Source organism: Desulfobaculum senezii (genome assembly GCF_054657395.1).
In genome coordinates this window covers 165,081-177,967 of sequence record NZ_BAAHYU010000003.1, presented here as the reverse complement: position 1 = coordinate 177,967, position 12,887 = coordinate 165,081, and the positions used below count along the sequence as shown (strand labels likewise).

The window sequence follows — 12,887 nt, the reverse complement described above, 5'->3', positions numbered from 1 at the left end:
CCCAAACATATGTCAGTCAGCCGACACATTGTGCGGCGCTCCAGTTTAACAGCAACTGCGGTCGCATGTTTTCCATAGATCCATTCCATCCCGGCACGCGATGCCACGGGGCCGATGCGGCATGAAGCACCCTCCCGGCCTTGGCGCGGAAGAACAACCATTCCAATGGCGACGCCCCCGCAGCAGTAGGCATGCTGCGCACGAGCCATCTTCCACGACACCACATTGCCAGCATCACCTGCCGGAGACGGAGACAGCGAGGGCGGCGTCTGCGCGGACGACGCCCCGCATGCCGTAACGAAGCCGCAGGCCCACAGGGCCGTCAAGCGGGCGGCTTCGCAGACAACAGGCACCTCCGACATGGCACATTGTTGAGCTCCTACCTCCAGTAGCAGTGCAGAACCATGTCATGGGGCGGCGGCTCCTCCACCCGGCCGCCGCCCTTTTTCCCTCCCGCTTCACGGGAAACGCAGTAGCCATTTCGCATCATTTCCCTACCAAGCGGACCAAAGCCATCCCTGCGGCTTTGGTCCGCTTGTTTTTTTGCCCGCCGCCTTGCCCTTTTCGTGCGCGGCGTGTTCCGATATATCCAGTGCGGACGCTCTCGTTTCTTCCACATTTCCACGGACGCAGGACGGATTATGCCCACCAGAACCATCGTCGTTGCCGGCACCCACAGCGGATGCGGCAAAACCACGGCCAGCCTCGGCCTTATGGCCGCCCTTGTGCGGCGCGGGCTCACCGTGCAGGCCTTCAAGTGCGGGCCGGACTTCATCGACCCCGGCCACCACGAGCGCATCACAGGACGCCCCAGCCACAACCTCGACGGCTGGATGATGGGACACGACGCCGTGCATGAGGTCTTTGCGCGGGAAGCCGCAGATGCCGACGTCGCCGTGGTGGAGGGCGTCATGGGCCTTTATGACGGCCGCACCGGCACCGGCGAGGACGGCAGCACCGCGCAAATCGCCAAATGGCTTGGCGCGCCGGTGGTGCTGGTGGCCGATGCGCGCTCCATGGCGCGCTCTGCCGCCGCCCTTGTCACCGGCTACACCGCCTTTGACCCGGACATCGACTTTGCGGGCATTCTGCTGAACCGCGTTGGCAGCGACAACCACGCCCAGCTCCTGGACGACGCACTGCGTGGCCTGCCAGACCACCTTGGCAGCCAGCCGCCACTGCTTGGCCTGCTCCGCCGCCGTGAGGGCCTTGAACTGCCCTCGCGCCACCTTGGGCTTGTGACCGCGCAGGACCATCACCTACCCGAAGACACCGTGACCCAGCTGGCCCAGTGGATGGAGGACGGCTGCCACCTTGGCCGCCTGCTGGACCGCAGCCCCGAGCGCCACCTGACGCCCACGGCCCCGCCCACGCAGGCGGAAAAGCCCGTGCGCATCGCCGTAGCCCGCGACGAGGCGTTCTGCTTCTACTACCACGAGAACCTGCGCCAGCTTGAGGCCGCGGGCGCGCAGCTCGTCTTCTTCTCCCCCTTGCGCGACGCCGCCCTGCCCCCGGACATTGGCGGCCTGTACCTTGGCGGCGGCTATCCCGAACTGCACGCGGCGCAGCTCTCAGACAACGCCGCCATGCGCGCCGCCGTGCGCGGATTCAGCGAGGCCAATGCCCCGGTGTACGCCGAGTGCGGGGGCTTCATGTACCTGATGCGGGGCATCACCACCGCCGAGGGTGCAGAGCACCCCATGGTGGGCGTCTTTCCCATGCATGCAGCCATGGACAAACGCTTTCGCGCGCTGGGCTACCGCGAGGCCGTTACCACCGCGTCCACCTTTTTCGGGCCGGAATGGACCATGCTGCGCGGGCACGAATTCCACTACTCCTCGCCCTCCGCGCTGGACGCGGACATCCCCGCCGTCTACAAGGTCATGGACCGGCGCGGCTGGACCGGCGCCAAGGAAGGCTTTGCCCTGCGCCAGACCCTTGCCTCGTACATCCATGTGCACTTTGCCTCCAACCCCGACGCGGCCCGCGCCTTTGTGGACGCCGCCCGCGCCCACACAGCCCAGAGCGCGGCAGAGTAACGCTGCGCAGCGGCCACCATCATGACCACACATCTTCGAGAAGGCTTCACCACAGGCACCGCAGCCGCAGCCGCAGCCAAGGCGGGATTCCTCGCCCTTGTGCGCGGGTGGCGCGGGGCCGTCATGGACACGCCGACCCCGCGCGCCGGCCGCCTGAGCATTCCCATCGCGGCCCTTGAGCCAGAAGGGAACGCCATCCGCGTCAGCGTCACCAAGGACGGCGGAGATGACCCGGACGCCACCCACGGGGCCACCATCTGCGCCGTCGTGCGCCTGCTGCCGGACGGGCCACGCGGCGAGGTGCACCTTGAGGGCGGCGCCGGCGTTGGACGCGTCACCCTACCCGGCCTGCCCATCCCGCCCGGACAGGCCGCCATCAACCCCGCCCCGCGCCAGCAGATTGCAGACGCCGTGCGCGAGGCCATGGACGAAACAGACTTTTGCGGCGCGGTGGACGTGACCATAGAGGTCCCGGACGGCGAGGCCATTGCCGCCCACACCATGAACGGGCGCCTTGGCATTGTTGGGGGCATCTCCATCCTTGGCACGCGCGGTACGGTGAAGCCCTACAGCCACGAATCCTACGAAGCCAGCATCAATCAAGCCCTGAGCGTGGCCCGCGCGGCAGGGCATCACACCATCGCCCTGTCCACCGGCGGGCGCACAGAGCGCCTGCTGCTGACGGACCGGCCGGACATCCCCCGCATCGCCAGCGTGCAGATAGCGGACTTTTTCGCCAGCGCCCTGCGCGGCGCCCGCCAGCACGGCATGACGCGCATCGTCATCGGCTGCTTTTTCGGCAAGCTGGTCAAGATGGCGCAGGGCTACGAATACACCCACGCCAAAGACAACCGCATCGATTTCGATCTGCTGGCCAAGTGGTGCCTACAGGCTGGAGCACAGCCCGGCCATGCCCGGGATATCGCCGGCGCCAACACCGCGCGCCACGCTCTGGAAATTCTCGTGAACGATGCCCATAAAAATGCTATTGTTACGGCAATTGCACACCGCGCGCTGCGCGCTGCCCTTTCCCTTGCCGGACCGGGCATCCGCATCGAATACCACGTCTACGACTTCGACGGCACGCGCCTTTGCCACGTCACATCGGAGGACGCATCATGACCATTCATATCATCGGCCTCGGTCAGGACCCGGACAACCTTCCCGACGACACCCGCTCACTGCTGGACCACGCACAGGTGCTGGTGGGCGGACGCGCCCTGCTGGAGCACTTTGACGGCCACCCCGCCGAAAAGCTGCCCATCGCCGCCCCGCTGGAGGAGGTGTACGCCACCATGGCCGCGCGGCAGGCCGACGGACTTGAGGTTGTCGTCCTTGCCGACGGCGACCCGCTCTTTTTCGGCATCGGCACCTCGCTCATCGAGCGCTTTGGGCCTGAGGACGTGCGCATCTACCCCAACGTCACCACCCTGCAAGCCGCGGCCGCGCGCCTGAAAATCCCGTGGCAGGGCATCCGCACCGTGTCCCTGCATGGCCGAAACGACTACCGCCCCATGTTCAGCGCCCTGCTTGAGGCCCACTGGGTGGCGGTGTTTACGGACAACCGCAACATCCCCTCGGCCATCGCCCAGAGCATTCTGGACAAAAGCGGCGAAACCCACTGCATGTGGGTGCTGGAGGACCTGGAAAGCGACAAGGAACGCATCGGCAAGTACACCCTTGAGGAAGCTCGGAAAAAGAGCTTTTCCCCGCGCAACCTTGTGCTGCTGGAGCGCGTGGCCGAACCGCAAATCCCCCTCGGCCTCGGCACCCCGGACGATCTGTTCATGCGCGAAAAGAACCTCATCACCAAGGGCCCTGCCCGCGCCGTGGGCATTGCGGCCCTGCGCCTGCGCCCGGACTCCGTGATGTGGGACCTTGGCGCGGGCTGCGGCGCCATCGGCATTGAGGCCTCCAGCCTCACCACGCGCGGCAACGTCATCGCCGTGGAAAAAAACGCCAACCGCGTCGCCATGATACGCGAGAATATCCGCCGCACCGGCGCCTACCTTGTGGACGTGGTGCACGGCTCCATGCCCGCCTGCCTCGCCGACCTGCCAACGCCGGACCGCATCTTCATCGGCGGCGGCCTTGCTGGGGACGCCGACACCGTGCTGGACATCGTGTGCAAACGCCTTCGCCCGGGCGGACGCCTTGTGGCCCACGCCGTACTGCTGGATACCCTCACCCGCGCGCGCCAGATTCTGGAGGAGCACGACTGGCCCTACTCTGTCACCCTCATCCAGGGCGGCGAATCCGCGCCGCTGGCCGGGGACCTGCGCATTGCCGCGCAGAATCCCGTGTTCGCCCTCATCGCGGACAAGCCGCTGGAATAGCCATGACGCCGCCGCGGCATTTGTCATCCACCCCAAATCCGACTATACCGGTCCAAAAGGAAACCGCGCCGGACGTCTTCCGCATCATTCCCACCGTCGGCCCCCGGCTGGCGGAGGTTTTTATGGAATTGGACTACGCGGATATTGACGCCCTGCGCGGTGAAAACCCACAGGACATGTACGACAGGCTCATCAGCCAGCGCGGGGAGCACGTGGACCGCTGCGTGCTCTATGTCTTTCGCCTTGCGGTGTATTACGCCGCAGGCGGACGCGACCCGCAGCGCCTGCGCTGGTGGGACTGGAAGGATACCCCGTGACCCATCATTTCACGCGCCTTGCCGACGACGTCCTCGGCGGCAAGGCCCTCACTGACGACGACGTGCGCGCCATTGCGTGCGCAGCCGCAGAGGATGCCGCATGCCTCCACGCCGAGGCCGTGCGCATCAAGGAGCACACCTTTGGCAAGGCCGTAGGCCTGTGCTCCATCATCAACGCCAAAAGCGGACGCTGTGGCGAGGACTGCCGCTTCTGCGCCCAGTCCGCCCACCACGGCGTCAACAGCCCGGAATATCCCTTTGTGGGCGCGCAGCGCATCCTTGAAGCCGCCCGCGCCATGCAGGCCGCCGGTGCCTCGCGCTTTAGCATCGTCACCAGCGGCAAGGGCCTGTCCGAGGCGGACTTTGACGAAATGCTCCGCGCCGTGCGCGGCATCTGCGACCTTGGCCTGCGCGCCGACGCCAGCGTCGGCATCCTCACCGCGGCCCAGCTCACCGCCCTGCGCGATGCTGGCCTGTCCGGCTACCATCACAATCTGGAGACGGCCCGCAGCTTCTTCCCCAGCATCTGTACCACCCACAGCTACGACGAGGACGTGCAAACCGTGCGCGACGCCGTGGACGCGGGCCTCATGGTCTGCTGCGGCGGGCTGTTCGGCATGGGCGAAACATGGGAGCAGCGTGCGGAACTGGCGCGGACGCTGGCGGACCTTGGCGTGCATTCCGTGCCCGTCAATTTCCTGCACCCCATCCCGGGGACGCCCCTTGCCTCCCGCCCCCTGCTCAGCGCCGGGGAAGCGGCGGGCATCATCGCCTTGCTCCGGTTCATGCTGCCAAGCAAGCATATACGCATCTGCGGCGGCCGCCCCGCCGTGTTTGGCGCGGACCGCATGCGCCCCCTGCTGTGCGGGGCCAGCGGACTGATGATTGGCGACTACCTGACCGTGCAGGGCAACGACGTGGCCGCCGACCGTGCGGACATGGACGCCCTCGGCCTTCTTCCGGAGCCCGCATGACGCACTCCGGGCACAGCCTGCATACGCTGGAATCCCTGCACCGGCTGGTGTGGACGGCCATGTTCTCGGCAACCATTGCCGTGGGGGCGTATCTGCACTTCCCCATCGGGCCGATTCCCTTTTCCATGCAGCCGTTCTTTGTGTTTTTGGCGGGGTATGCCCTTGGCCCGGCCTACGGCGCGCTGAGTGTGGCGCTGTACCTTATGGCGGGAATCATCGGCCTGCCGGTGTTTGCCGGGGGCAATGCGGGGTTTGCCTATCTGCTGGGACCGACAGGCGGCTACCTTGCGGCCTTTGTGGGCTCAGCGGCGCTGACGGGCATGGCCGGACGCCGCAATCCCATCCCATGGGCGCACGCCGTTGTCTGGGGCATGGCCGCACTGGTGGTGGCCTACGGCCTTGGCACGTGGCGCCTCGCCGCCGTGCTCAATATCTCCATGGAGCGCGCCGCCATGGTGGGCATCGCGCCGTTTATCCTCCCCGACGCGGTCAAAATCGTCGCGGCGGCGGCCTGCGCACGCCACATGCAGCGGCGCGGCCTGCTGCGCTTGTAGCGCCTACAGATACCACCGCCAACTGCGCCCCGCGAGGTAGACATCGCGCAGCGTCTCAATGCCACCGGATTTCAATTTCTTCACAAGGAAAAGAAACAGGTAGGCCGTCTGCATGGCGTCGTAGAGGGCGTTGTGCTGGTCAAAGGCTGGCAGGCCGTAGGACGCGGACAAATCCCCCAGTTGGTACGACACGCGCGAGTCAAACTGGTCGTAGTAGTTTTCCCAGCACTCCCGCTCGTACACCTGCGCAAGGCGCATGGTATCCACGCACGGAATGCGCAGCCGCCCGCCCAGAATATCGCGCGCCGCGCGGTTCAAAAACGACATATCCAGCCCGATGTTGTGCCCCACAAGCAGCGAGTCGCCAAGGAACTCCATCAGCCGGGGAAAGGTCTGCCGCAAGCGCGGGGCGCCGCGCAACATCTCGGGCGTGATGCGGTGCACCATGGTAGACACCTTGGGCACGCCGCCGCGCGGCGCCACCAGCGAATAAAAGCTGTCCGCCGTAATGGACAAATCGCGCACTTTCACCGCGCCAATGGACACAATCTCGTCCGTGCGCGGCGACAGGCCCGTCAACTCCGTATCCAGCACCGTAAAGGTATAGTCCGTGAGGGGCCGGTCCTGATCCAGCCCCGCGTACCGGCTCCGGTGCTCGGCCAGCGGCCCGGACGCGCCAAGGCCCACAAGGCGCAACAGGCGCTCCCCAAGGCTCCGCCCGCGTGTGGCGGCAGGTGCCGTCATACCATCCTCCCTGTCAGGCGATGTTCAGCCGAAACACGTCCCGAATAAAGCCCTGCAAGCCCGAAATCACGCCAAAGGCCTCCTTGAGGGTCTGCTTCTCAAGGTCCGTCAGCGCCGACGGGCGCACCCGGTTGTCCGGTTCGCGTTCCTCACGTATCTGGCGCATCTGGTGCACCAGCCTCAGCTGCATCAAAAATTCGTAGGCCTCCGTAGCCTCGGAGCACAGGTCCTGCGCTACGTGCTCCTGCGCGCCGAGGGCGTGCAGGCGGTCCAGCGTGTTGGTGGCCGCAATGCCATGGCGCAGGGCAAACAGCCGCGCAAAGTCCACAAAGGGCACCAGCCCGCGCTCCTTCAGGTCCAGCGTGTCCTTGTGCTCGCCGTTTTTCTCCACAATGAAGTTCCGGAAAAACGACAGCGGCGGGCGCGCGCCAAGGCAGTCCCGCGCCAAATGCCGCAGGAACACAGCCTCGCGCGGGGCGTGCAGGGTGATGTGCCGCCGCAGGCTCTCGCCAAGGTCCGCGCGCCCCCACCCGGGGCGGAAGTCAAAGAAAATCGTGGCGTGGAGCACTTCCTGCGGTTCGGGCCGCAGCATCATCTCCTCAAAGAACTCCCGAAACACCGCAAAGGGCCGCCGCCAGCGCGGATTGGACGCCATCATGCCGCCGGGGCACGGCGGGTAGCCACAGCGCCCCAAATGGTCCCGCGCGGCATCGGCAAAGCGCGCCAGATACGCCTCGGCGCTGGCGGCCTCGTCCGCGTCTTGCGGGTCGGTGTAGATGATGGCGTTGTCCTGATCGGTATGAAAGGTCTGCTCACGCCGCCCCTCGCTGCCCATGAGCATCCAGCAAAACGGCACCGGCGGCGGACCCATCTTGTCCTGGAGCATGGTCAGCAGCTTTTCCAGAATCAGGTCATTCAGCACGGTAATCATGCGTGTAATGTTCCCGGCCTTGGCCCCCTCCTCAATAAGGGACCCCACCACCAGCGGCACCTTCTGCGACAGGGCGTACAGCCCCTCAATCCGGCGCTGGGCCAATATCTCGCGGAACAGATACACCGGGGAACGGCCCTGCAGCACCATGATGTCGTGGGACGTCACCATCCCCACCACGCGCCCGTCCTCCTCCACAGCCAAGTGGTGAATCTGCGCCGCCATCATGCTCAGCAGGGCGTCAAAGCACACAGCGCGGTGGCTGGCCGTCACCAGCGGCGCGCTCATAATGCTCTCCACAGGCGCGGCAGGGTCCACGCCTTCGGCCACACAGCGCCGCAGGTCCTTGTCCGTGACAATCCCCACAGGAGCGCCGCCCTCGCCCTCGGTCACCAGCAGCGAGCCGATGCCGCCACGCAGCATCCGCCGCGCGGCCCGGCGGATGCTCGCCCCCCGCTCCACCCCGCGCGGGGCGCGCTGGATAAGGTCGCCGATGCGGGTGGAAAACAAATACAACGGGCTGTCCGTGCACAGGTCCGCGTGCTGGCGGCGCAGTTCCGAAAACGCGCGCGAGACGTAATGCTCCGAGAGGCTGTGCAGAAAATGCCGGGCAATGGCCGGGTGGGTCTCCACCAGCTGGCGGAAGACCAGTGCAGGCATCTTGAAGCAGAAGGTATCCTCAATGGTGTCAGCCGTCAGGCTGGCCACACTCTCGCGGATAATGCCCAGCGCGCCCACGGTGCCGCCCTCGCCGCGGTAGTCCACCAGCTTGTCCCCGCCCTGCTCCTGCACCAAATACAGCCGCACGCCGCCACGCTGGATAATAAGCAAATGCTCCACCGCACTCTCCCCTTGGGTGAGCAGTCTCGTGCCCTTGGGGTAGAAGTCGATGGAGCACTTGCGCGCCAACTCCCGCAGGACGTCGTCGTCCAATTCGGAGAAGGGCAACGTTGCCTTTAAAAAGGGGATGATTTCCGACGGCTGGGCCGCGAACACGTCCCGGTGCATAGCGCCTCGCTTCCGGCGTTTTCGGCGCGCGGCGCGGGTGTGCGCCGCGCGCCGGTTGGGCTAATGATCAATGGCCGAACCCGCACCGCGGGGGGAGCGCACGTTCTCAACCAGCTCCTGCACTTCCTGCGGCGGCGGCGCGGTAATGGCGGAGACGCCAAGGGTCACGGCAAAGTTGATGAGCATACCAATCATGCCGATGCCCTCGGGGCTGATGCCAAACAGCCACCAGCCAACGCCAAGGAACTTGGTCTGCACGATGTAGAACATGGTGAAGCCAATGCCCGCAATCATGCCGCAGATGGCGCCTTCGCGCGTGGTGCGCTTGGAGAAGATGCCAAGCACCAGCACCGGGAAGAAGCTGGACGCGCCAAGGCCAAAGGCCAGCGCCACAACCTGCGCCACAAATCCCGGCGGGTTGACGCCAAAGTACCCGGCCACACACACGGCCACGCCAATCATGATGCGCCCGATAAGCAGGCGCTTCTTCTCCGAGGCCTTGCGGTTGATGATGCGGTAGTACAGGTCGTGCGAGATGCTGGACGCGATGACCAGCAACAGGCCCGAGGCCGTGGACAGCGCCGCGGCCAAACCGCCCGCCACCACCAGAGCGATGACCCACGGCGACAGCGCGGCAATTTCGGGATTCGCCAGCACCATGATGTCCCGGTCCACGTACAATTCATTGGGGGATTCGGTGACCTGATTCGCCACCAGCCGCTGGCCGTGGCTGCCCGCGCCATCAATAAAGTTCGGCTTTCCGGCAAAGACCTTGCCCGCGCGGTACTGGATGAGACCGTCGTCGTTCTTGTCCACCCACGCGATAAGCCCGGTCTGTTCCCACTTGGTAAACCACGAGGGCATCTGCACGTAGGGCGCATCGTTCACGGTGCCAATCATGTTGTAGCGCGCAAACGAGGCCACAGCAGGCGCCGTGGTGTACAGGATGGCGATGAACAGCAGCGCGTACCCGGCAGACAGGCGCGCGGCGCGCACGCTGGGCACGGTGTAAAAGCGGATAATCACGTGGGGCAGGCCCGCAGTGCCCACCATCAGGGACATGGTCAGGGCAAACACGTCCAGCATGGACTTATTCCCCGCCCCAAAGGCCGAGGTATACTCCCGGAACCCAAGGTCCCTGCCAATGGTATCCAGCGTCTCCAGCAGGTACTTGCCCGCATCCGGGCCAGCCTGAATGGTGCTGCCAAAGCCAATCTGCGGGATGGCAACGCCGGTAATCTTGAGGGAAATAGCCACCGCCGGGATAAGAAACGCCACGATGAGCACGCAATACTGCGCCACCTGCGTGTAGGTGATGCCCTTCATGCCGCCAAGCCCGGCGTAGATGAACACGATGACCATGCCGATGAGCACGCCCGTATTCACGTCCGTTTCCAAAAAACGCGAGAACACGATGCCAACGCCGCGCATCTGCCCCGCCACATAGGTGAGGGAGACAAAAATGGCGCACACCAGCGCCACCACCCGCGCCGTGCGCGAGTAGTACCTGTCGCCCACAAAGTCCGGCACCGTAAACTTGCCAAACTTGCGCAGGTACGGGGCCAACAACAGCGCCAGCAGCACATAGCCGCCGGTCCAGCCCATGAGGTACACCGCGCCCGTGTAGCCCAAAAAGGAAATGAGTCCGGCCATGGAGATGAACGACGCCGCGCTCATCCAGTCCGCAGCCGTGGCCATGCCGTTGGCCAAAGGCGGCACGCCGCCCCCCGCCACATAAAAGCCCTTGGTATCCCGCACACGGGACATCCACGCAATGGTCAAGTACACCCCAAAGGTCACCCCGACCATGATATAGGTCCACACCTGAAGCGTCATCGCGCCCTCCGCATGGTTTCCGCACGCCACAGCAGGGGCGGGCTATTCATGAACGTCAAAGATCTTGTCCAAACGCCGCATGAGAAAGAAATAGACGAAGATGAGAATCACGAAGACATAGATGGCTCCCTGCTGGGCAAACCAGAACCCCAAGGGGAACCCGCCAATGTGGATGGCGTTGAGGGGCTGCACAAAGAGAATGCCGCACCCATAGGACACAACCGCCCAGATGCTGAGCAAAATAACCATGTACCTGAGGTTGCGCCGCCAATACTCCTGCCGCTTGTCCATAACGACCTCCTGTATCCCGCCGGCGGATGCCGGGGGGCGTCCACCGCGTGCGGGGTATGGATACTTTTTCGTTATACACCCGCCCGGCCCCTGCGGCACGTGCAAATCGGTGAACGGCGCACCCTGCGGCGTAAAGGACGGGCCGCGCGCCAGACACGCCGCCTGCCCCGCATCTTGCGCCGCCCGCCCCCCAAATGACGCATATCAACGTCCGGGACGTGCAACACCCCTATTCACCTTTGGACGCTGTTCTGGTAGGTAACGGAAAGATTTTTCCGGCGTCGCGGATGCACCGCCGCCCGCGCCGCCCCAGTGCCACACCGGACCGTCCGGTCCGCTCCAAAAAAGGAAATCCACTTCATGTTCAACTTTCTGGACATCATATTCATTGCCATTGCGGCCTATTTCTTTGTCCGGGGCGCGTTTCGCGGCCTTATCAAGGAAGTGGCGTCCACCCTTGGCCTTATACTCGCGTATTGGCTGGCCAACGCCCACAACGACATGCTGGTGGGCTTTTATTCCACATGGTTCAAAAGCCCGGGCCTGCTGCATTTTCTGTCCTACATCACGCTGTTTGCCGGGGTGATGATTGGCGTGTCCATCGTGGCGTGGATGCTGGTGCGCATTTTCCGCATCATGCCCGTGCCGTGGCTGGACATTCCCGGCGGCGCGGCGGTCGGCTTTATCAAGGCTGGCGGGCTGTGCTGCATTCTGCTGGTGGCGCTGGCGTCCTTTATGCCCAGCTCCGACGTCACGCGCGAGTCCGCCATTGCGCCCTACCTGCAGCGCGGCGTGGACACCCTGTCGCAGTTCACCCCGGACAAAATGCGCAACTTCGATCCCTCGGACCTGCGCGAACGCATGCAGCGCGAGCGCGAAAAGGCTCTGGATGATTTTCTGGAAGGGGCACGCTCCTCCGGCAAAAAGCTGGGCGAAAGCTCCCTCGAAATGCTCGACACCGTGAAAAGTTCCCTCAAGGAGGCCACAGAGTAGTACCATGCCCACCAATGCCGACGCACCAACCTCCACCACGCCTCTGACCACCGCCGAAGCGCTGGACAAACTCTCCGGCGTTATCGACAGCCTGCTTGGCGACAACGGCTGCCCCTGGGACAAGGAGCAGACCCCCTGGACCCTCACCGACTACATCCTTGAGGAGTCCTTTGAACTCGTGGAAGCCATCCGCAACGACGCCCCCGCGCATTCCACCGCCGAGACCACCAACGAAGTCATGGAGGAACTGGGCGACGTGGCCTTCCTGCTGGTCTTCGTGGCCGAGCTGTACCGCCGCGCCGGACATTTTTCGCTGGCGGACTCCTTTGATTACAGCGCCACCAAGATGATCCGCCGCCATCCGCACGTCTTTGAAGACCTGCACCTCGGCAGCAAGGACGAACTGCTCTCCAACTGGGAACGCATCAAGCGCCGCGAAAAGAACGGCGAGGGCGAAGCCCCAAAGCGTGTGTTCGATTCCCTGCCCAAAGGCCTGCCGCCCATGCTCAAGGCCTACCGCGTGAATTCCAAGGCCGCGCGCACCGGCTTTACGTGGGAGTCCGACGAGGACCAAAAAGCCCACCTGGACAGCGAATGGCAGGAATGGCTGGAGGCCGAAGCCTCCGGCGACAAAGAGCGCATGCAGGAAGAATTCGGCGACTACCTGTTCTCCCTCATCGAATACGGACGCCGCCACGGTCTCAAGGCCAACATGGCCCTTGAGGACGCCAACGTGAAGTTCCTGAACCGCTTCTGCGCCATTGAGGACGCCGCCCAAAACGGCGGCCGCGACATCGCGGACCTGAGCCTTGATGAAATGAACGCCCTGTGGGAGCGCGTAAAGGCCAAGAAATAGGGCGCGCA

Annotated in this window: 12 protein-coding genes; 8 read left to right on the top strand and 4 right to left on the bottom strand. The window is 64.7% G+C overall.

What is annotated here, in order from left to right; genetic code table 11:
• Window positions 1-641: 641 nt before the first annotated feature.
• Genes ACYQ2T_RS09930 through ACYQ2T_RS09905 form a run of 6 tightly spaced genes read left to right on the top strand, consistent with a single transcriptional unit; the run spans window position 642 to window position 6,220 of the window.
• Entirely contained in the window at window positions 642-2,039 is a 1,398-nt protein-coding gene (locus ACYQ2T_RS09930; RefSeq protein WP_459900289.1) for a cobyrinic acid a,c-diamide synthase CobB, read from the top strand.
• Between the two features lie 21 nt (window positions 2,040-2,060).
• The gene (locus ACYQ2T_RS09925) at window positions 2,061-3,161 is read left to right on the top strand and encodes a cobalt-precorrin-5B (C(1))-methyltransferase (protein ID WP_459900288.1); all 1,101 of its coding nucleotides are present in this window, start codon (window positions 2,061-2,063) and stop codon (window positions 3,159-3,161) included.
• Entirely contained in the window at window positions 3,158-4,375 is a 1,218-nt protein-coding gene (cbiE, locus tag ACYQ2T_RS09920) for a precorrin-6y C5,15-methyltransferase (decarboxylating) subunit CbiE (protein WP_459900286.1), read from the top strand. The genes ACYQ2T_RS09925 and cbiE overlap by 4 nt, the downstream gene beginning before the upstream one ends.
• Before the next feature lie 2 nt (window positions 4,376-4,377).
• Window positions 4,378-4,692, top strand: coding sequence for a helix-hairpin-helix domain-containing protein (locus tag ACYQ2T_RS09915; protein ID WP_459900285.1), 315 nt, complete (start codon window positions 4,378-4,380; stop codon window positions 4,690-4,692).
• Window positions 4,689-5,666, top strand: a complete 978-nt coding sequence (bioB, locus tag ACYQ2T_RS09910) for a biotin synthase BioB (protein ID WP_459900283.1) — start codon at window positions 4,689-4,691, stop codon at window positions 5,664-5,666. The genes ACYQ2T_RS09915 and bioB overlap by 4 nt, the downstream gene beginning before the upstream one ends.
• Window positions 5,663-6,220, top strand: coding sequence for a biotin transporter BioY (locus ACYQ2T_RS09905; RefSeq protein WP_459900281.1), 558 nt, complete (start codon window positions 5,663-5,665; stop codon window positions 6,218-6,220). The genes bioB and ACYQ2T_RS09905 overlap by 4 nt, the downstream gene beginning before the upstream one ends.
• Before the next feature lie 3 nt (window positions 6,221-6,223).
• Here the strand turns inward: ACYQ2T_RS09905 and ACYQ2T_RS09900 are convergent, their stop codons facing one another.
• The 4 genes from ACYQ2T_RS09900 to ACYQ2T_RS09885 are packed head-to-tail and all read right to left on the bottom strand — an operon-like array spanning window position 6,224 to window position 11,030.
• The gene (locus tag ACYQ2T_RS09900; protein WP_459900279.1) at window positions 6,224-6,964 is read right to left on the bottom strand and encodes a 3'-5' exonuclease; all 741 of its coding nucleotides are present in this window, start codon (window positions 6,962-6,964) and stop codon (window positions 6,224-6,226) included.
• Window positions 6,965-6,977: 13 nt separating this feature from the next.
• Window positions 6,978-8,903 (bottom strand): putative nucleotidyltransferase substrate binding domain-containing protein, encoded by a 1,926-nt coding sequence (locus ACYQ2T_RS09895; protein WP_459900277.1) that lies wholly within the window; start codon window positions 8,901-8,903, stop codon window positions 6,978-6,980.
• A gap of 60 nt (window positions 8,904-8,963) precedes the next feature.
• The gene (locus ACYQ2T_RS09890; protein WP_459900275.1) at window positions 8,964-10,739 is read right to left on the bottom strand and encodes a sodium:solute symporter family protein; all 1,776 of its coding nucleotides are present in this window, start codon (window positions 10,737-10,739) and stop codon (window positions 8,964-8,966) included.
• Window positions 10,740-10,781: 42 nt separating this feature from the next.
• On the bottom strand, window positions 10,782-11,030 hold the full coding sequence (locus ACYQ2T_RS09885; protein WP_459900274.1) for a DUF4212 domain-containing protein: 249 nt from the start codon (window positions 11,028-11,030) through the stop codon (window positions 10,782-10,784).
• 360 nt (window positions 11,031-11,390) lie between these two features.
• On the opposite strand from ACYQ2T_RS09885, the gene ACYQ2T_RS09880 reads away from it, so the two are divergent.
• Entirely contained in the window at window positions 11,391-12,023 is a 633-nt protein-coding gene (locus ACYQ2T_RS09880) for a CvpA family protein (protein WP_459900272.1), read from the top strand.
• Window positions 12,024-12,027: 4 nt separating this feature from the next.
• Entirely contained in the window at window positions 12,028-12,879 is an 852-nt protein-coding gene (mazG, locus tag ACYQ2T_RS09875; RefSeq protein WP_459900271.1) for a nucleoside triphosphate pyrophosphohydrolase, read from the top strand.
• The last annotated feature ends 8 nt before the right edge of the window (window positions 12,880-12,887 follow it).

Excerpts from the sequence above, each read along its gene's own strand:
- ACYQ2T_RS09895 (WP_459900277.1), bottom strand. The coding sequence starts at position 8,903 with ATGCACCGGGACGTGTTCGCGGCCCAGCCGTCGGAAATCATCCCCTTT.
- mazG (WP_459900271.1), top strand. The coding sequence starts at position 12,028 with ATGCCCACCAATGCCGACGCACCAACCTCCACCACGCCTCTGACCACC.
- ACYQ2T_RS09930 (WP_459900289.1), top strand. The coding sequence starts at position 642 with ATGCCCACCAGAACCATCGTCGTTGCCGGCACCCACAGCGGATGCGGC.
- ACYQ2T_RS09880 (WP_459900272.1), top strand. The coding sequence starts at position 11,391 with ATGTTCAACTTTCTGGACATCATATTCATTGCCATTGCGGCCTATTTC.
- ACYQ2T_RS09915 (WP_459900285.1), top strand. The coding sequence starts at position 4,378 with ATGACGCCGCCGCGGCATTTGTCATCCACCCCAAATCCGACTATACCG.
- ACYQ2T_RS09900 (WP_459900279.1), bottom strand. The coding sequence starts at position 6,964 with ATGACGGCACCTGCCGCCACACGCGGGCGGAGCCTTGGGGAGCGCCTG.
- ACYQ2T_RS09905 (WP_459900281.1), top strand. The coding sequence starts at position 5,663 with ATGACGCACTCCGGGCACAGCCTGCATACGCTGGAATCCCTGCACCGG.
- ACYQ2T_RS09885 (WP_459900274.1), bottom strand. The coding sequence starts at position 11,030 with ATGGACAAGCGGCAGGAGTATTGGCGGCGCAACCTCAGGTACATGGTT.
- ACYQ2T_RS09925 (WP_459900288.1), top strand. The coding sequence starts at position 2,061 with ATGACCACACATCTTCGAGAAGGCTTCACCACAGGCACCGCAGCCGCA.
- ACYQ2T_RS09890 (WP_459900275.1), bottom strand. The coding sequence starts at position 10,739 with ATGACGCTTCAGGTGTGGACCTATATCATGGTCGGGGTGACCTTTGGG.
- cbiE (WP_459900286.1), top strand. The coding sequence starts at position 3,158 with ATGACCATTCATATCATCGGCCTCGGTCAGGACCCGGACAACCTTCCC.